The 18,071-nt window shown below is 69.7% G+C and carries 18 protein-coding genes; 4 read left to right on the forward strand and 14 right to left on the reverse strand.

Going from position 1 to position 18,071, the window contains the following annotated elements:
• Positions 1-34: 34 nt before the first annotated feature.
• Positions 35-601, reverse strand: coding sequence for a TetR/AcrR family transcriptional regulator (locus IE252_RS32500; protein WP_190093025.1), 567 nt, complete (start codon positions 599-601; stop codon positions 35-37).
• Positions 602-745: 144 nt separating this feature from the next.
• On the opposite strand from IE252_RS32500, the gene IE252_RS32505 reads away from it, so the two are divergent.
• Both IE252_RS32505 and IE252_RS32510 read left to right on the forward strand, forming a co-directional pair.
• Positions 746-2,215, forward strand: coding sequence for an MFS transporter (locus IE252_RS32505; protein WP_190093026.1), 1,470 nt, complete (start codon positions 746-748; stop codon positions 2,213-2,215).
• Positions 2,216-2,410: 195 nt separating this feature from the next.
• On the forward strand, positions 2,411-3,184 hold the full coding sequence (locus IE252_RS32510) for a glycosyltransferase family 2 protein (RefSeq protein WP_190093027.1): 774 nt from the start codon (positions 2,411-2,413) through the stop codon (positions 3,182-3,184).
• A gap of 233 nt (positions 3,185-3,417) precedes the next feature.
• Here the strand turns inward: IE252_RS32510 and IE252_RS32515 are convergent, their stop codons facing one another.
• From IE252_RS32515 to IE252_RS32530, 4 genes are all read right to left on the reverse strand, one after another.
• Complete coding sequence (locus IE252_RS32515) at positions 3,418-3,822, reverse strand: DUF6233 domain-containing protein (protein WP_308434584.1); 405 nt, start codon at positions 3,820-3,822, stop codon at positions 3,418-3,420.
• Between the two features lie 141 nt (positions 3,823-3,963).
• Positions 3,964-4,128 carry a hypothetical protein gene (locus IE252_RS32520; RefSeq protein WP_190093028.1) on the reverse strand — a complete coding sequence of 55 codons (165 nt, stop codon included), beginning with the start codon at positions 4,126-4,128 and terminating at the stop codon, positions 3,964-3,966.
• A complete protein-coding gene (locus IE252_RS32525; protein ID WP_229848931.1) occupies positions 4,125-4,280 on the reverse strand; it encodes a hypothetical protein in 156 nt (51 codons plus the stop codon). The genes IE252_RS32520 and IE252_RS32525 overlap by 4 nt, the downstream gene beginning before the upstream one ends.
• Before the next feature lie 117 nt (positions 4,281-4,397).
• Positions 4,398-5,684, reverse strand: coding sequence for a helix-turn-helix domain-containing protein (locus IE252_RS32530; protein WP_190093030.1), 1,287 nt, complete (start codon positions 5,682-5,684; stop codon positions 4,398-4,400).
• A gap of 287 nt (positions 5,685-5,971) precedes the next feature.
• Here IE252_RS32530 and IE252_RS32535 point away from each other — a divergent pair, with 287 nt between their 5' ends.
• Entirely contained in the window at positions 5,972-6,898 is a 927-nt protein-coding gene (locus IE252_RS32535; protein WP_190093031.1) for a methyltransferase domain-containing protein, read from the forward strand.
• Between the two features lie 183 nt (positions 6,899-7,081).
• Here IE252_RS32535 and IE252_RS32540 read toward each other — a convergent pair whose 3' ends face one another.
• Positions 7,082-7,285 carry a DUF397 domain-containing protein gene (locus IE252_RS32540; protein WP_190093032.1) on the reverse strand — a complete coding sequence of 68 codons (204 nt, stop codon included), beginning with the start codon at positions 7,283-7,285 and terminating at the stop codon, positions 7,082-7,084.
• Between IE252_RS32540 and IE252_RS32545 the strand changes: the two genes are divergently transcribed.
• A complete protein-coding gene (locus tag IE252_RS32545; RefSeq protein ID WP_190093033.1) occupies positions 7,257-7,535 on the forward strand; it encodes an NUDIX domain-containing protein in 279 nt (92 codons plus the stop codon). The two genes, IE252_RS32540 and IE252_RS32545, sit on opposite strands and share 29 nt — an antisense overlap.
• A gap of 315 nt (positions 7,536-7,850) precedes the next feature.
• Here IE252_RS32545 and IE252_RS32550 read toward each other — a convergent pair whose 3' ends face one another.
• From IE252_RS32550 to IE252_RS32585, 8 genes are all read right to left on the reverse strand, one after another.
• Positions 7,851-8,780: an FG-GAP repeat domain-containing protein gene (locus IE252_RS32550; protein ID WP_190093034.1), complete on the reverse strand. Its 930-nt coding sequence runs from the start codon at positions 8,778-8,780 to the stop codon at positions 7,851-7,853.
• 425 nt (positions 8,781-9,205) lie between these two features.
• The gene (gene fxsT, locus IE252_RS32555; RefSeq protein ID WP_190093035.1) at positions 9,206-11,512 is read right to left on the reverse strand and encodes an FxSxx-COOH system tetratricopeptide repeat protein; all 2,307 of its coding nucleotides are present in this window, start codon (positions 11,510-11,512) and stop codon (positions 9,206-9,208) included.
• A gap of 95 nt (positions 11,513-11,607) precedes the next feature.
• Positions 11,608-12,108 carry a hypothetical protein gene (locus tag IE252_RS32560; protein WP_190093036.1) on the reverse strand — a complete coding sequence of 167 codons (501 nt, stop codon included), beginning with the start codon at positions 12,106-12,108 and terminating at the stop codon, positions 11,608-11,610.
• Between the two features lie 239 nt (positions 12,109-12,347).
• Complete coding sequence (locus IE252_RS32565; protein WP_229848932.1) at positions 12,348-13,466, reverse strand: tyrosine-type recombinase/integrase; 1,119 nt, start codon at positions 13,464-13,466, stop codon at positions 12,348-12,350.
• 115 nt (positions 13,467-13,581) lie between these two features.
• Positions 13,582-14,643 carry a PHD finger domain-containing protein gene (locus tag IE252_RS32570; RefSeq protein WP_190093037.1) on the reverse strand — a complete coding sequence of 354 codons (1,062 nt, stop codon included), beginning with the start codon at positions 14,641-14,643 and terminating at the stop codon, positions 13,582-13,584.
• Positions 14,644-15,137: 494 nt separating this feature from the next.
• Positions 15,138-16,442, reverse strand: coding sequence for a hypothetical protein (locus IE252_RS32575; RefSeq protein WP_190093038.1), 1,305 nt, complete (start codon positions 16,440-16,442; stop codon positions 15,138-15,140).
• Between the two features lie 52 nt (positions 16,443-16,494).
• Positions 16,495-17,010: an RNA polymerase sigma factor gene (locus IE252_RS32580; protein ID WP_190093039.1), complete on the reverse strand. Its 516-nt coding sequence runs from the start codon at positions 17,008-17,010 to the stop codon at positions 16,495-16,497.
• 409 nt (positions 17,011-17,419) lie between these two features.
• A complete protein-coding gene (locus IE252_RS32585; RefSeq protein ID WP_190093040.1) occupies positions 17,420-17,854 on the reverse strand; it encodes a hypothetical protein in 435 nt (144 codons plus the stop codon).
• Between the last annotated feature and the right edge of the window lie 217 nt (positions 17,855-18,071).

Raw genomic sequence — 18,071 nt, forward strand, 5'->3', positions numbered from 1 at the left:
GTCCAAAGGACTGAGCCTCGGAACCGGGTTGAGGTCACAGCATTCGGTCGACCAGCGCGTCGACGTAGTCCGGGGTGAGCGGGACGATGCCGAACAAGACGCGGATGTACATCGGGGCCAGGATGTGGTCCAGCACGTCGAGCGCGTCGGGTGCGTGCTCGCCGCGTTCGCGGGCGCGATCGAGCATGGACTGCAGTTGCCGGGTGCGTTCGGCGCGGAGGTCGTCACGCGCCTGCTGGCCCTGCTCACCGTTGCTGGACAGGGCGACGGCCAGGCGCACCAACAACAGGCCGTCGGGTCCGGTGATCTCGCGGGCCACGTTGGCCGCGTACATGCGCAGGTCGCCGGCCAGGCTCCCGGTGTCGGGCATCGGTGACTGCGCGTTGAGACGGGTGAGCGCCACGTCGGTGAGCAGGGTTTCCAGGCCGCCCCACCGGCGGTAGATGCTGCTGTCGGCCACTCCCGCGCGGGCCGCGACCTCGCCGACGGTGAAGTTGCCGTAGCCGCGCTCATTGATCAGGTCGGTGACGGCCTGGTGCACCTGCGCGCCGACGCGGGCGCTGCGCCCGCCGGGCCGCCGGGCTCGCTGTTGCTCGTTCATACCTACACCTTAATGCAGTCGACGCTTGCGTTTGTGTGGCAACCCGCCTTACAGTCACCTAACGCAGCCATTGACTGCTTTAGAGCGCCCGGGGGCTGACCATGTCGGCTGCGGAGAGGCGCAACCAACGCTGAGAGGATCCCCATGGACGCATCGCCTGCGGCCGGAGGCAGTCGACCGAACCGGGCCGCGCTGCTCACGGTGACGTGCCTGGGCCAATTCATGGTCCTGCTCGACAACACAATCGTCGGAGCAGCGCTGCCCGACATGCAGCACCGGCTGCACACTCAGCTGACCGGTCTGCAATGGATCGTCGACGCGTACGTCCTGCTGGTCGCCATGCTGCTGCTGTCCGGCGGTATCTTCGCCGACCGGTTCGGCCGCAAGCGGGTGTATCTGACCGGCGTGGCGGTGTTCACCGCCGCATCGGTGCTGTGCGCCCTCGCACCCTCGCTCGGCTGGCTGGTGGCCGGCCGGGTGCTGCAGGGCATCGGGGCCGCCGCGCTGAGCCCCGCCTCGCTCGCCCTGCTGGCCACCGCCCATCCCGTACCGCAGGAGCGAATCAAGGCGATCGGACTGTGGGCCGGGCTCAGCGGCATCGGTCTGGCCGCAGGCCCCGTGGCCGGCGGCGTGCTGACAGATGCCTTCGGCTGGCCCGCCATCTTCCTGGTCAACCTGCCCATCGGCGTGGTCCTTCTGCTGCTCGGTCTGCGCCACCTCGGTGAGTCCCGCAATCCGAGCGCCTCCGCGATCGACATCCCGGGGACGGTGCTGTCCGTTCTGGGGGTGGGGGCGCTGACCTACGGGCTGATCGAGGGAGGTGCCCGCGGCTGGACGGCGCCGGTGATCCTGGGCAGCTTCACCGCCGCTGCGATGCTCCTCGCCGCCTTCGTCGCCGTCGAAGCGCGTCGCTCCGCTCCGATGCTGCCGCTGCGGCTGTTCCGGCAGCGCCTGTTCACCGTGTCCAACACCGCCATGGTCGTGGTGGGGTTCGCGCTCATGGGTTCGTCGTTCTTCTTCTCCCAGTTCTTCGTGTACGTCCAGGGCAGCTCGATCCTGCGCGCCGGCCTGCAGACCCTGCCGGTATCCCTCGCCATGGTGGTCGTCAGCCCGTACGCGGGTCGGCTCGCCGCCCGCTACGGCTTCCGGATCGTGGTGACCACCGGCCTTGCCCTGGCCGGCCTGGGGCTGCTGGCACTCGGCATGGTGCACGCCGACACCGGCTACGGCAACGTGTGGTGGCGGCTGGGGGTCGTCGGTACCGGCTTCGCCCTGACCCTGTCCCCCCTGACGGGAGCCGCCATCCAAGCGGTCAGCCCACAGGAAGGCGGCCTCGCGTCAGGCATCAGCGGCACCACCCGGCAGATCGGCGCGGTGCTCGGCGTGGCGGTACTCGGAGCCGTCGTCCGCACCAGGCAGTCCAGCGGCGCCTCCTTCGAGACCGGCCTCAACAGCGCCTTCCTCACTGCCGGCACGCTCACGTTGGTCACTGCGGTGTTCACCGGCCTGTGGCTGGCAAGGTCCAAGCCCGCGGAAGCCTCCCCGGCGCCGCAACGATTCACCGATCCCGATGCAGTCACCATCTCGAACGAGGCATCCACGAACAGCCGTTGACGGCGGCACCGACCGACGGCGCCCTGTGGACCGCATGGGAGATCGGCGCACTCGCCCGCATCGCCCCGGCGGACAGTGGCCTGCTCGATCGTATGGGTGTCCGGACCGCCGGTGACGGAGCCCCAGCAGAGGGCGGGCCCCTCGATTGCGGTGCTTGAATGGACCCTAGGTCCTGGTCTGGCAAGGAGAAGTGCTGTGCCCCTGGTGTCTGTCGTGATGCCCGTGTACAACTCAGCAGCCACGCTCGGCGCGGCCGTCCGATCGGTGCTCACGCAGACCCACAGTGACCTGGAGCTGCTGGTTACCGACGACCAGTCCTGCGATGGCTCGATGGACCTGTTGCGCGAGTTCGCCGAGCAGGACGAGCGAGTCCTGCCGCAGGCGGCACCCGAACGGGGCGGTGCGGGCCGGGCCCGCAACCTGGCGATCGAGCGGGCCTGCGGGGACTACATCGCTTTTCTCGACAGCGACGACATGTGGCTGCCGGAGAAGACCGAGAAGCAGCTCGTCTTCGCTGCCCAGGCCACTGCGCCGTTGACGTTCACCTCGTACTACAAGATGGACGCCGACTATCACGGTGAGAGCACCGGCTGGGTCCCGAACGGGCGCGTGGTCCATGCGCGAGAGCACGTGGACTACCGCGCGATGCTGGTCCAAGACCACATCGGTGCTCTCACCGCCATGTACGACCGTAAGGTCCTGGGCACGAGGCTGATGCCGGAAATGCGCAAGCGCCAGGACTACGCCCTGTGGCTGTCGATCATGCGGGGCGGCGCGGACGCCCGGGGTCTGGCTGAGCCGCTTGCGGTTTACAGGGCGCACCAGGCGGGATCGCTGTCCTCCAACAAGCTGTCGCTCGTGCCATACAACTGGGCCCTGTACCGCGAGCACGAGCATCTGTCGGTCCCGCGGGCAACGCGGGCGCTGGCTGGCGCCGTGTGGCAGTCCATGCGCAACTCGCGCATTTAGATCCGTGCATGGGTCCGGGGAGCCCGGTGCGCGACCGTTTCCGGAGGTACCCGGCCGGGCCCAGCCCCGTGGCGCAGCCGGGCCTTCGACTTCGCGGCCGTCGGTCTCCTCAATGAGGCGGATCACCATGCCGAGGCCGGACCTCTACAGCCCCACCCAAGGCCCGGGGCGCTCACCCCGTAGCGCTGGGCCTGGGTTCCCGCCCGGCTGCTGAACGAGTGCGGGGTCGGCGCTCAGGCCCACGTTTCGCCGGAGTGGTCGAACGCGTCGTCGAAGCCGTGCAGGACGGGGTCGAGTTCGTGGGTGGCGCCGCACAGGGTGCACAGCCGGACACCAGGCTTCTCGGCCTGGGCGAGGGCCTGGTCCAGCGAGAGCACGGGGACGCCGGCGGGGGCTTGAGCGCAGTCGGGGGCGTGGAGGACCGCTCGGCCGGGGCCGCGGCTGTTGCCCAGCCGGGCAAGGACCCAGCCCGCTGGCCGTTGGGTGGGTGTGTCGGGGATGCCGTCCGGCAGGCGGCTGGTCGGCACGGCGTCGTAGGAGACGCCGTCGAGGGGGCGGACGTGGCCGGGGGCTTCGACCCAGACCCGGTATTCGGCGGCCTCGACCTGGCCCTGGTCGGTGTTGCGGTAGGTGGGCAAGCCGACGTCGTAGAGCCAGCCGCCGGGGACCTGGGAGCGGGCGTACAGGCGCGCGGTGATCTCCTGCCCGTCGGGCAGGACGCCGAGCTTGGGACGGCCGCTGCGGTAGATCGACGAGGTCCAGGCCGCCTTCGCGGCCCGCTAGTCGACGGCTGCCGCCGGGATCAGCCCGGCGGCAGCCAGCTCGGGTAGGCACGGCAGGGCCAGCGGCATGGCCCGCGTGCGGGCCTTCGCACCGAGGCCGGGCCGGTCGGCCGACTCGATCGCCTGTATCCAGGCGTCCACGTTGTCGGGGTGGAGGATCACTCCGCCGTCTCCGACCGCCTCGGGGATGCCGCCCCGGGATGAGCCGATCGTGGGACGCCGTGGAGCCCGGCCTCCACGATCACCCGGGGGAAGGCGTCCTCGACCTGGGAGGGCACGAGCAGCAGGTTGTTCGCGGCGTAGAGCGGTCCCATGGCGTACGTACGGGGCACCCAGCGGCCGCACACTACAAGGTCGGCACCAAACTCCGGCGAACTGGATAAACGTCAAGATGATCACGGAGCCAACAGAATCCCCGCGTTGATGCGGATTCAGGCGGGGCGTTGGGTTGCCGCCACCAGTTCCCGTACACCGGGGACGCGCGGGTGCTTCTCTCGTAGGGCGGTGACGATCTGCCGCAGGGCCGGGCGGTCGCGGACCTCGCCCGGCGACACCCGGACTGCCGCGAGCAGCTCGTGCGCGGTCTGCTCCGGCTTACCCCACTGCCACCACGCCCGGCTGAGGTCGGAATGCATCCGCGCCCGACGTTCGGCGGTCGGGAACTGGTCCGCGCGCAGCCCGTGGCCGGCCTGGAGTGCTGCCCCGGCGTCGCCGAGTGCCCAGTGCACCCCGACTTCGTAGAGCGTCACCGCGGCCGGGGTGATGGCGAACAGCCTTCCTGATGGGGCCTGTTCGGGCAGTTGGCGGGCGGCCCGGTTCGCCTCGCGGATCATCGTCAGGGCCTGGTCCCGGTCGCCCGCGCGGGCCGCGGTGTACGAGGTGGTGCACAGCATCTGCGCGTACGCCGAGGCCTGCGCGTCCGTCTTCAGGCCCGTGTTCTCCACCTTGGCGAGCGCACCGAGTACCAGGCGCTCGGCCGCTTCCGGACGGTCCTGGTGGCGCAGCACGATGCTCAGTTCACGGGCGGCCGCGGCCGCGACGAGCGGCGAGCTGGAGAGCTCCGCATAGACCGTCGCCCGGTCCGCGGTAAGTCGTGACCGCTCGTACTGGCCGATCTTCGTGAGGACCGAGGTGGCCAGGGCGTAGCACGCGGAAAGGCGTGCGTACGCGAGTTCCGTACGGTCTCGGGTGGCGGCATGGCCGTCGGCGAGGAGGCCGGGCAGCTCCTGGAGGAGCGCGGCGTGCCGCCCGTTGTCGAACAGGCTGCGGGCGGCCGCGAGCCGGGAATCCAGCGGGATGGGGGAGCCGGTGGGCGAGGGCATGGTCGCCAGCGCCTCATCTACGCCGAGTAGGAGGTGCGCGGGACCTGCGAGGCCAGCGGCGGCGAGCACGGTGCGGCGGCGCATCGGGTCCTCCTGGGGTTGTGGACCTTCCGGCGCCACTGTAGTGGCTGGAAGGGCGCTCAACCCGAGAGACGCCACGAGTACAGCTGTCGGCATGTCGACCTCGCGGGCGGCCGCCCGCACGAGCCCGAGCTCGCCGCGGTCGCCACGCTTCTCCAAGCGGCTGACGGTGGAGGCGGAGCAGCCGATACGGATGCCGAGGTCCGGCTGCCGCCAGCCGCGGGCCTCCCGCCCCACCCGGATGAGCCCACCAGGGTCGCGGCTGGCCACCAGCGCTCGCACCTGGCTGCTGTCCCACAGCGGATCGGTGCTCATCGGGCCTCCCACAGGCCAGCGGGCCGGAGGTGCCCACCCACGATAGAGGTAGCCGACAGGCCTGCCTACGGCGCATGCACATCCTGCAAGTCGCTTGCCGACGCCTGAAGTTGCTGGTCGTCTGGTGGCAGTGACGGCGTGGTAGGCAGGCGCGCGAGTCCGATCACCAGATTGAGGAGGCGTTATGGGCGGCAGCCGCGGAGACAAGGACGGACAGGTGGGCGGGGACTCCTCAAGCCCCGGCGACCCCGGGAATCCGATGCCGACACCGGAGCCGGATCCGGAGGATGACTAAGGCCGAGATCGACCTCTCGGCCTTCGCCGCCGAACTGCGCGCACAATGCGCCGCGGAGATCGACGCCCGCACGGAGGGCCACTTCAACGGGCGGCCATGGCTGCGCGAAGCCTTCCTGACCGTGCCACGCGAACACTTCGTGCCGGATCAGATCTGGTGGCCCACCCCCCGCGACGACGGGCTCCACCATGTGATCGACCGCCGCGAACGGCCACGCGCCTGGCTCAAGGGGGTCTACCGGCCCCGCGCCTCGCTGATCACACAGGTGGCGGACGGCGCGGTGCGCCCGGAGGACGGGCCGACGGACGCACCGTTCACCAGCGCTGTGTCCTGCTCCGCTGTCGTCGTGGACATGCTGCACTATCTGGACCCCGCCCCCGCCGACGTCGCGGTGGAGATCGGCACCGGCTCCGGCTACAGCACCGCCCTCCTGGCCCAGCGAGTCCCTCCGGAGAACGTCGTCACCGTGGAGATCGACACGGAGCTCGCTGCCCGGGCACGCGAGTCCCTCGCGGGTCTCGGTCTGCGGCCGACTGTGATCGCTGGCGACGGGGAACTGGGCTACCCAAGTCGTGCTCCGTACACGCGGATCATCTCGACAGCGGCGGTCCGCGAGATCCCACAGGCCTGGCTTGATCAGGCCGCGCCCGGCGCCGTCGTGGTGACCCCGCTCTTCGGACCGTTCGGCCACGATGCACTGCTGCGGCTAATCGCGGACGGGCAAGGTGGAGGTGAAGGCCGGCTCGTCAACGGAGTTGCGTTCATGAAAGTACGCGGCCAGCGCGCCGAGCGATCGTTCGAAAAGCTCGGCTGGCCAACGGTGAACGGCCCCTGGCCGCCGTACGGGGACTACCGCGTCACCGTCCGCGATGGGCGACAGAAGATCCAGGTAATCAAACCGATAGTCCGCCGTCCGTGAGGCGGCGCCCCCTACCCGCTGAGACCCGTGTCGGGGATGGTGAGCGACGGAGGTGTGCGCGATGGCGGAGCTGCTAACAACGAAGCGGTCCGCCCCACTCTCTATGGGGCGGACCGCGGTGCTCTCAGGGCATTCTGACCTCACGGGCTTCGCCCGTAGGTGAAGCTGGCTCACGAATGTGAGCTAGAACGCCTTGGCGTACTCAAGGAATGCGCTGAAGGCCGTGTACCCGACGCTGAAGGCCGGGCCGGTCCGGTTCTTGGAGTCGCGGACGGCGATGCCGTCGGTGCGGTTGGCGACGGAGATGCAGTTGCCCGATCCGTCGTTGCTGTAGGGCGAGAGCGCCCTCGAAGCCGCCGTGCGCGAAGCCCGCGAAGAAGTCGGCATCACCCTCGACCCCGCCACCTTGCGCATCGTGCACGTGATGCATTTCCGCAACCGCGAGGGCCAGTCCCGGATCGGCTGGTTCTTCGCCACAGCCGAATGGGAAGGAACGCCAGTCAACGGTGAACCGCACAAGTGCGCCGGGATCGGCTGGTACCCCGCTGACCAACTCCCCGCCGAGGCAGTCCCGTACAACGCCCTCGGGGTCGCCCACTACCTCAAGGGCGAGCCCGTCTCGATCCACGGCTGGTGAACCACTGGGTCACCGGGCGGGTTCGAACCAGAGGCGTGCGGACCCGTGCCGCTGTGGCGGCCGCGGACGGCTATAGCAGTTGCCGCAACCGGTACCCGGCAAGGATCATGAGGTGGCGCGAGGTCCGGAGCACCGTACGGACAGGCGGGGCGGCCGAGGCCGCCACGTACACCGCCCGGGTGCCAGCGAGAGGGTTCGATTCCCGCTTCCGGTCCCGAGCACGCCGGATGGGGCGGCCCAGTAAGCGGGCCGCCCCATCCGTTTGACCTTCACGACGCACCCGGATCCGTCCACCGGCCCGGCGCGCCTGTTGGGTTAGATCAGGTTGAGGGAGTTGTAGCCCCAGCCGATCTTGACGCGGTTGTCGAACGGGTCGTGGGAGTCGCCGTTGCCGGAGTAGCGCCACAGGGTGCCGTCGTTGCCGCGGGCGATGAGGTCGCTGCGTCCGTCGCCGTCGAGGTCGCCGATGGACAGGAGGCGGTTGTAGGTGTTCCAGCCGCCGCCGATCTTGACGCGGTTGTTGAAGGGGTCGTTGCGGTTGCCGTTGCCGGTGTACAGCCACAGCACACCGGCCTTGTCGCGGGCGACGATGTCGGTGCGGCCGTCGCCGTTCAGGTCGCCCTGGCCGGCGATCTCGGTGTACTGGCCCCAGCCGCCGCCGACCTTGGTGCGGGCGGTGACCCGGCCGTCGTTGTAGCCGAGGTACATCCACATCACACCCGCCTTGTCGACGGCGAGGATGTCGGACTCGCGGGCTCCGGCGAGGTTGCCGGGGGAGAGGACCTTGTTGTAGATCTGCCAGCCCCCGCCGATCGTCTTCGCCGAGCCCTTGTTGGTGCCGGCGTAGAAGAGGGTGCCGTCCTTCAGGATGCTCCAGGCACCGTCCTTGTTCCCGTCCTTGTCCTGGTCGACCTGCAGGACATGCTTGAAGTCCTTCATGTTGCTGGCGGTGAGCTGCGCCGCCTCAAAACCGCCGTGGCCGTTGGGCACGTACCAGTCCAGCCAGCCCTCCCGCTCGATGGCCGCCATCGGGAAGGTAGCCGTCTGCTCCCAGTCCCCGGACGCCGCGCGCGGGGCGGCCAGCTTTCCCTTCGCCGCCGCAGTGCCAGGCCGGTCGGCGGCCTTCGCGGCCGTGTCGGCCGGGTTCCCGGCCGCGAACGCGGTACCGGCGGTGGCAGCCATCGCCGCGGCGATGGCAGTGGCGGCGAGAGCGCTCTTGAAGGCGCCGCGCTGGGCGAAGCTCATGGGATTCCCCCCAGGGAAATAGTCTATACAGGCGTGATTGGTCTGAATCGCGCCCTGTGTCACCGGCACCTTACACAGCTACTTCACGGGCCTCAGCGGGCGGGTGCAGGGCTTCCGATTAGCGGGGGTGAACGATCCATCCTGCACCGCGCTCGTGCCTCATCACTCCGGGGGATCCGCCGAGCTTGCCGCCAGCCGGGCCGGCATCGGCAGCCGTGAACTGGCCCGGGCGTGCGGGCTTGACCCACCCCACCGTTCTCAGGGCGCTCGACGGCCAGCGGCTCCCCTCGACACAAACGCTCCTGCTGCTGGAAGTGGGGGCCCCGGTAAGAACCCTGTCACCAGCCGCAAAGGCGCATTCTCAGCCCTTTGGCCTGGAGGATCGAAGCAGCTCTGCTGTAGAGGTCGGCTCGGCAGTTGATGGATCAATAGCCCTTCCCCCGCCAGTAGGCCAGGTTGTTCCGGGTGGTGAGGGTGTGGGGGTGATCGGGGCCGAGCACCCGCACCTCGCCCGCCAAGACTTCGGCCAAGGCCTCAACAGCACCGGCCGCGTCCCCTACCTCACCCCGGCAGTAGGCCAGGTTGTGCCGGGTGTCGAGGGTGTGGGGGTGATCGGGACCCAGTACCCGCACCTGGTCCGACAGGAGTTCGGCCAAGGCCTCGGCAGCCCCGGCCATGTCCCCCGCCTCACCCTGCCAGTAGGCCAGGCTGTGCCGGGTGGCGAGGGTGTGGGGGTGATCGGGACCGAGCACCCGCACCCGGTCCGGCAGAAGCTCGACTAAGTCCTCAACAGCCCCCGCCGCATCCCCTGCCTCACCCCGCCAGTACGCCACCTCGTGCCGGGTGGCGAGGGTGTCGGGGTGATCGGGACCGAGCACCCGCACCTGGACTGGCAGGAGTTCGGCCAAGGCCTCAACAGCCCCCGCCACATCCCCCGCCTCCCCCCGCCAGTAGGCCAGGCTGTGCCGGGTGTCGAGGGTGTCGGGGTGATCGGGACCGAGTATTGGCACCTGGTCGGTCAGGAGTTCGGCTAAGGCCTCGGCCGCCCCCGCCGCATCCCCCGCCTCCCCCCGCCAGTAGGCCAGGCTGTGCCGGGTGGCGAAGGTGCCGGGGTGATCGGGACCAAGTACCCGCACCCGGTCTGCCAGAAGCTCGGTCGAGGCCTTGGCAGCCCCGGCCGCGTCCCCCGCCGCCCCTCGCCAATAGGCCAGGTTGTGCCGGGTGATGAGGGTGTCGGGGTGATCGGGACCGAGCACCCGCACCCGGTCCGCCAGAAGCTCGGCTAAGGCCTCGGCCGCCCCCGCCGCATCCCCCGCCTCCCCCCGCCAGGACGCCAGGCTGTGCCGGGTGGTGAGGGTGTCGGGGTGATCGGGACCAAGCTGGTGGGTAATAGTGCGGGTCAGGTATTGGAAGTGGTCGCGGGCGGCTGTTGCCTGACCGCTGTCGCCGAGGCTGAGGCCCGTGCGGGCGAGCACATCGTGGGCGTCCGGCCGGTACAGCGCGTCTTCGGCGCAGGTGGCCAGGGCGGTGGTGTTGGCGCGCAGGGCTTGGGCGTAGGTGGTGTCGCGTTCGGGGTAGGGCCAGGCGTCGAGCAGGGCGTCGGCTGCGGTGCGGGCGGTCTGGTGGTGCTGTTCGGGGGTGAGGGTGTCGCGGGTGGCGCGTTGGATGAGCTGGTGGACGCGTACGACGTGCTGGGGGTCGCTGGGGTTGTGGGTGATGAGGCTGAGCCGGTGCAGGGCGCGCAGCGCGAGGCGCGCCTGGCGGGCCGAAGGGAGGGTGCGGCTCGCATGTTCGGCGAGGTGGGTCAGGGCGGGGTTGCTGGTCAGGACGGTTTCGGGGATGCCGTTGGGGTCGAGGAAGGCGGTGAGGTGGAGCATGGGGCGGGCCAGGCCTGCCGGGCGCAGGGTGTCGGCGTGCTCGATGGACAGGGACCAGGCGGCGGCCAGGGGGAGGGCCTGGCTGTCGGGGAGGCGGTCGGGTGCGGCGTCGGCCAGGGTGGTGGTGCGGTCGGCCAGCAGGGCCCGGTAGGCGGCCGCCGTCTCGCCGGAGTCGATGAGGTAGGCGGCGGCCTGAGCCAGCCCAAGGGGGAGATGGCCAAAGTCGTCGGCGAGGGCAGCAAGCTCGGGTGCGGGTTCGTGCCGGCCGTGGTCGGCCAGGGCCCGGGAGAGGTAGGCGGCCGCTTCCGTGCCGGTGAACAGGCCGACGTCAACCAGGCGGCGGTCGGTCCCGCTCAGGGCGGCATCCCGGCGGCGAGTAGTGACCAGGGTACGGCCGTACAGACTGGCGGGCGGCCACAGGTGCTTGAGGTCGTCGGGGTCGGCGACATCGTCCAAGACGATGACCCACCGGCACGGTTTGGCCCCGGCTTTGGGTGTCAGCCACGCCAGGAAGGCCCGCGCGGCCTGCTCAGGATCCTCACTGTCGTAGCCGCACAGCTCGTAGGCGGCCTGCGCGTACCCGTCCACCACCGCCGACCGGGTACCGGCAGTCACCCACACCAGCACGTCCAGCTGCTCGCCCGATGCATCGTCCCAGGCGGTGCGGGCATAGTCGGCGGCCAACTGGGTCTTGCCCACCCCGCCCATCCCGGTCAGCACCTGCCCCACCACCGCGGTACCACCGCCCTCGACCACCGCCCGCAGCCACTGCGCCTCGGCGCGGTGCTGGAAGGACTGCGCCCGGGACGGGATCACACCGACCTGATGCGGCCAGGCCGCCGGCCCCCGCGGCATGCGCACATTGACGTCGCCTGCCGCCAGCACAGACGTCCCGCCATGCACCGTCGTCCGCTGGTTTACGCGCGGAACCGGCGGCCGGGAGGGGATGGTCAGTCTTTTGGGGACGCGGTGCCCTTGTTGTCGTAGTAGTTCCCGCCGATGTTGAAGTTCGTCCCACCGTAGACGGTGGAGTTCTGGATGATGGCCCCCACCCGCTCGCGTTCGCCCGGATTCAGGGCCGGGGTAAGCCGGTCGCGCAGCAGTCGGAACAGTTCGTCACTGGCCTGCGGGTCCCGCTGCAGCAGCGCCTGCAACTGCAGCCGCCACATCCCCTCCAGAGCCTGCTCGGTATCGGGGTCCTGGTTCTGGCGGGCCTGGAGAACTTGCGTGCGCAGCGTCTCCAGCTCGCCGCCGACCTGGTCGGCCCGCTCCGGATGGACCCGCCGCCACAAGGCGACCACACCGTCCCGAGCCTGCTGCCAGGCATCCGTGGCCATCGCCGCCACCAGAGCCGAACCCGCCGCCATCGTCACCGGATCCATCCCCGCCCCCAACACCGCCGCCGCACCGAACAGCAACCAGCCTGATACCCGCACGTACGCCAACGCCATAGCCGAAGACGATCGAACACGGCCCGAACGACTCGCAGCCATACGGGCTCAGACTCACCCAGTTTGCGGCTGGTGACACCCTTCTCACCGGCACCCCAAGTGGCGCTGCGCGCTCCCCTGTGGCCGACTGGCCTCTACGCAACAGTGCAGCTTCCTGCGTAGGTTGGGCTGGCCGATGTGCCGGCCCAGACGACCGGAGCAGGCACTGGGGTGCCATTTGCGCCGTGAAGGACAGGCCGCTAGACGGCCGGGTCTGCCTCCGTGCGGAGTCCCTCGGCGAGGTGGTCGGCGGCGGCGTAGCCGGGGGAGCCGTCCAGCGCGCCGCGGCGCCGGTCGTACCGCTTGGTGGTGCGCGGGTCGTTGTGGTCGGCCCACTCCTGGATCTTGTCGGGGCGGGCGCCGGGCCGGGCCAGGGCGTGGGTGATGGTGGTGTGCTTGAGGGCGTGCGGGCCGATCGTTGTCTGCGGCAGGCCCGCACGCCGGGCCACCGAGCGGATCGCGCGCCACTGGGAGGGCTCATCAAGGCGCCCCCCGGTGCGGGTGGTGAGGATGTAGCCCTCGGTGCGCTCCCCGATCAGGACCGTGATCGCGTCGTAGACCAGCGGCGGGATCGCCTTGGTGACCCAGAAGCCGCCCTTCACCTCGACGTTGAGGACGTGGTGGCCGGCCTGGTGGCCGAGGTCCTCGATCCGCGCGCCGAGCGCGGCCTCGATGCGCAGGCACATCCCGTACAGCATGAGCAGCAGGGTGTAGAGCCGGTGCGCGGTGTGTCGCGGGCGGTGCGCGTCGCGGGCGGTGCGCAGCAGCAGCTGGGTCTGCGCCTCGGTGAAGCCTTCGGTGCGGGTGAACAGCGGGTCGATGACCGGGTACAGCACCGCCTCGAAGGGGTTGGAGCCGAACTCCTCGGTGGGCAGAGCCTTCGTCTTCAGGACGAAGTCGTAGAAGGAGGAACAGGCGGAGAGCACGTTGTGCCGGGTGGCGTCGGAGCGCGGCGGCCCCTCCGGCACCCGCTGCCCGCCGCGCCAGACGAGGGTGGGCAGGTCCTCCAGGTGCAGGGCGAACGCGTCGGCGAGCAGGAACCGCACCCGCAGCGGGTGCACGCCGTGGGAGCGCGGATACGGCTCGAAGATCTTGAAGTTCTGGGCGTAGGTCTTGGCGGTGCCGGGGGAGCGCTGGTGGTGGTGGGCGATCCAGGCGGCCGCCAGGGTGCACACCCCGTCGTGCTCGCCGTAGATCGCGGCGAGGTGGTCGAACAGCTTCCGCGCGTGCTCGGGCCACTGCGCGCGCGGGTCCTGGGCGACGCGGGCCAGGGACGTGCGCGCCGAGCGCGCCGCGGGCATCACCGGTTGCAGGGTCATGGTGTCCTCGGTCTCATGAGACCAGGTGTGTTTTTCGGTCGCTTCAGTCACTGGGCCGGACGGGGGACCGGCGGCGGTCCGGCGGCCGGACGCGATGTCGGCCGCCCGAGGCGGGTCACCCGTGCTGCTCTTCGCCCAGGACCTGCTGTCGGCAGGACGGGCACAGCAGCTGCCGGGTGGTGTCCTCGGGCGTTTCGGGGCGGGGGTGCAGGCAGCCGCACCCGCCGCAGGAGACGAGCGCATCCGGCGCGAAGCGGGCCGCGCAGGTGAAGCAGTACAGAGCCGCGGCCGCAGCGGGGTCGGCGAAGGTCACCTCGTCGGCCAGGGTCCGCGCGTGGCACGTGGGGCATTCGTTGAGCGGGTTGCGGAAGTCTGAATCCGACTGGAAGCAGTGCGCGAGGCTGAAGGCCGGCCAGTCGTTGCCGCAGAAGTGGCAGTAGCCCGTGCCCGGTTCGAGCGTGACGGCGCCCTGTTCGCAGTGGGGACAGGGCACCGTCACGCTCTCTTGTCCCTTCAGCACGGTGCCGCGCAGCCGGTTCATGCGCTCCCTGACGAAGGACTGGATGCTGTTCAGGCCCCACCGGACCCGGTTCATGTCGCCGGTGATCGCCGCTGCCTCGTCGTCGCTGAGCTGCGGCAGCAGTTCGGTGTCGAGGAAGTGGACGAGGAAGTCGAGCACGGCGGCGGCACGGGCCTCGATCGTGCGGGCGTTGTGGGTGAGGCCGAAGTGCTGGAGCGCGTTGCGGTCGTCGGACAGGTCCTTGAGTGCCTTGGCGTCCTTGTCGCTGATGGCGATGCCCGCGATGCGGCGCAGCCGGTCGACGGCGTCCTGGGTGGTGCAGCTGGCGAAGGAGTGCTCGGCGAACGCCTTGGCGGCCGCGGTGCCGGGGTCCTTGAACACCAAACTCCAGTGCTCGCGCAGCAGCCGGGCCTTGAGCAGCACCTCGGCGGCGGCCTGGAGGTGGAGCACCGCGTACTTGACGTCGCGGGCCTTGGTGTTGAGGCCCATGTCCGCCTTCTGGGCCAGGTGGTCGACGACGCTGCGCAGGTAGTCGACGCCGTTGCGGACGGGTGGGTAGTCCAGCTCGGCCGGTCCCACCCGGGGGGCGGGCACGGCCACCGGCCTTCCGGTGACGAACGGCGTGATGGGGTCGGCGGGCGGGGTGGGATCGTCCACGGGGCACCCTCCGGCGGGCAGTGGTTGACGGTAACCAGTGACTACGGTCCGTAGGCTACAGGAAAACTGTAATTTTCCTGTAGCTCTGAGGGAGAGCCCCTTTTCCCCTGGTTTGGGCGTTTCCGGGGGAGCGGGCGGGGCCCGAGAGGCCCTCCGGGGACCCCGCGCACCCCGGGAAGGGCCGATCTGAAGATCCAGAAGCCGTGTACGGGCCACTGACGGCCTCCCGGCCCGCCCCGGACCCGATCACCCACAGGACGCCGGGAACGGCCGCGCACGGCCCCGTTCTGAGGGTCGACTTTTGACACGTTTTGTTGAAACTGAGCGATTTGCGCACTGTGGGACCCCGTGCCGACCGCCCCGGCGACGACTCGGCGACACGGGACAGGACATGCCGAAATGGCCGTGCGGCGCGCGCACGGCAAGCATTCGGGGAATGCCAATTCTCTGCGGCCTATCAATCATTAATGGTGGGGAGAATTACGGCCGCCGCCCTACATTGGCGAGCGGTCTATTGCTCCTCCGCCCCTATATGTCTGCAGTGTCGAATGCCAGAACTCCCGCACCTGCGGAAGGTGGTCTTTTGCCGGGGTCAGCCGCTGGGGCAGCGCGACGTAGAGGCACGCCGCCACGTCGCGGCCCGGCCGCAGATGCTCGGCGACCGACGAGCCGTCGACCACCACCACCGCGCCGGGCACCGGCGGCGCCGCCCGCGGCGGCACCCGCATCCCCCGCCGCCGCGGACTGCGCAGCCCGGCCCGTTCCCTCGCGCCCGCCCGCGCCGCCCGGCCCTTCCCGCCTGCCGCAGCTGCCCCGGACCGCGCGGGCGGCTGCCGCAATCCCGGCAACCAGCGCGCACCGCCGCCGCGACCGGGGGCCTGCGCAGGCTCCGGGCGTGCGCCCCCGGCGTCGAAGTCCACCAGCACCAGCAGGTGCTCCGCCGGCTCGCCCTCGCAGACGATCGCCAGGTCCTCCGCCGCGACACGGTGCACCACCGTCCCGCGCGAGAAGGAACCCCGCGATGCGGGCGGCTGCGAGACCTCGAAGCGCTCGGCCAACGTGCGCCGCACCGACTCCAGCGCAGCAACGTCCCCCTCCCCCCCGGCCAGAATCGCCCACTTCAGCCGGGCGTAATGGAACACGTCAGTGTCCCGATTGGCATCGGCGCCCAGGTCCACATTCACGCGGATTAGCGGAAACTCCACGTCGAAGGAATCGGCCCGGGGCGTCCACGACCATTTCGCGGGCGCGCGCGGCACCAGCCACTCCTCCCGCGCCGACGCGAAATCCCACGGTACGGAAAGGGCGCCAGCGGAGAAAATGGAGAACAGTTCGGCGTAAAGCGATACCGCCGAACTGGAAGGGCGGGAGGTATCCTGGAGGCTGTCGGATTCCGTCACATCAGCGTCTGCCCTGAATTCGGTCAATTCGCTGGATTCCCCCGGCGCAGCCGCGGCGCTCTCCCGGAGCGCCCGCCCACGTGTCTTGAGGTCGGCGAGCAGAGCGTCAAATTCCTCGGGTGTGCGCTCCGCCCCGCTTTCTGTCCCGAGCTCTTCTGGGGTCTCCTCGTCGAATTGAGGCGGGCTGAAAGGATCGCCCAGAGTGTCGCGTTCCCGCGCTTCGGCGCGAGCCCTTGCGTCCCGGAAGTGCTCATGGAGATCTTCCGGGGTGTAGGCGGGGGCTTCCCAAGTGGTCCGTGATAGGACCCTGATGAACCGTTGCAGAGACTCATCAATCCCCTTGAATGCCAGATCATCTGAGGGGTTTTTGCACGGCGAAATCTCACCATCACCCATCATGGCTGAACCAACCCCACTTTCTCGCATACTGTGGCCCGCTCCGTGCTGTTCCTCACGTATCCTCGGTCTCCGATCCGATGCCCATCCGCTGCTGCAGGTCGCGAAGGAGGCGGTGGCGCGCTGTCCGCTCGGCCCCGGGACTCTTGCCCAGCACCTGCGCTGCCTCGGCAGAGGAGAACCCGTATGCCACCAAAGCGAGATGGCGCCGCTTCTCCGGCGGCAAGTCCCGCGCAAGCTTGAGCACCTGCCGCACCTGATCGTCCCGGACAGCCAGGTCATCGGGTCCGCAGGCACTGCTCACCCGCTCCTCGAACTCGGCCAGCAGCGTGAGGGGCTCGCGCTTTCTCCGGAAGTCACCTGCGCGCCAGTAGGACCGCTGAAACCACCATGCTTCGAATCTCTCGGGCGGCATTTCCCCCCACCGTTTCGAAAGATCTGCGTACGCCTCTTTTGCAATGTCCTCGGCATCCTCATGAATGAGCCCATGCTTCCTCATGAGGGAGGCGACAATACGTCTGAAGCGTGAATGAAAGAATTCCTCCTCGGGCGTTATGAGGGAGGCGGCCATGTGTCCGAAGTGTGAATGAAAGAATTCCTCCTCGGACGCTCTGGGTCGGGGAATCCCGGGTGTCGATTGGTCATCGGTCACCGCCCGTGGCACCTCTCCGGCTCGGTCCTCGTCATCGTCGGCCCGCTCGCCGGGCCCCCGCTGACCGCAGGGCTCGCCTGCGCTCTCCCCTAACACGGCCGAACTCCGCCCGGCGTTACAGCCGTTCCGCGATCCCTGTCGGGCGGGGCCGGGCGCCAAGTGGTCCGCCACCAACCTTCCGTACACGGCGGCCCGCAGCTCTGCCTCAACGGCCGGGAGCCGCAGGAAGCGGTGGCACCGGACGTGCGTCGCGCCGCCGGCAGAGCCGCCCGGCGGAAACGACCGGTTTGCGCGCTGCCGGGGGGCTGCGTCGATCTCTCGCCCTGAGTCAGAGGAGCAGCAAGATCAACCACATGACCGCCGCCAGGATCGGCAGCGCGTAAACGATCAGAGGCATGGAGCTGGGGCCAGGAGCACGGCTTGCCCGACGAGTCTCCCTGTAGTCAGGCAATCGCTCCTCGACCCGCCGCTGCACGCCCTTGTCGTACCAGAAGTGCCGGTGGCCGACATAGAGCCACGACAACGTCAGGACCAGCCCGAAGGCGGCGATGACCCGGGCTGCGAGGAGACTTGAGTGGGCGCCCGATCCACCTCGACTGCTCGCGGACAACACGGTGGCGTAGGCCACTACCTGAAGTGACTGTGCAAGAAGGAAGAGGTTGCCTCGCTGGAAGACCATGCCGTCTTCGTGAAGCCCGTGCTGCCACAGGCGATCGTCCTGGGCGCGTTGCTCGGCTGCTGCGTCATCTCCTGGGGCCGCCATGGATAGATCCTTCCCTCCGGGAACGGAAGCATCCGAACTCGTTGTCGCGCTGGGCATGTTGGGGTGAGAGGTATCCGGGCACTCCGCCCGGCTTCTCGTCCCAGTAGCCGTTGAACGTGCGCCTGACGTAGGCGTGTCGTACTGGTCATCGGTCACTCCCCGACTCCTGATCGTGATGGCTGCCCGGCTCGGCAGCGCCACCTCGTGCCTCCCGAGG

This window comes from Streptomyces melanogenes (genome assembly GCF_014649795.1).
Lineage (GTDB): Bacteria > Actinomycetota > Actinomycetes > Streptomycetales > Streptomycetaceae > Streptomyces > Streptomyces noboritoensis.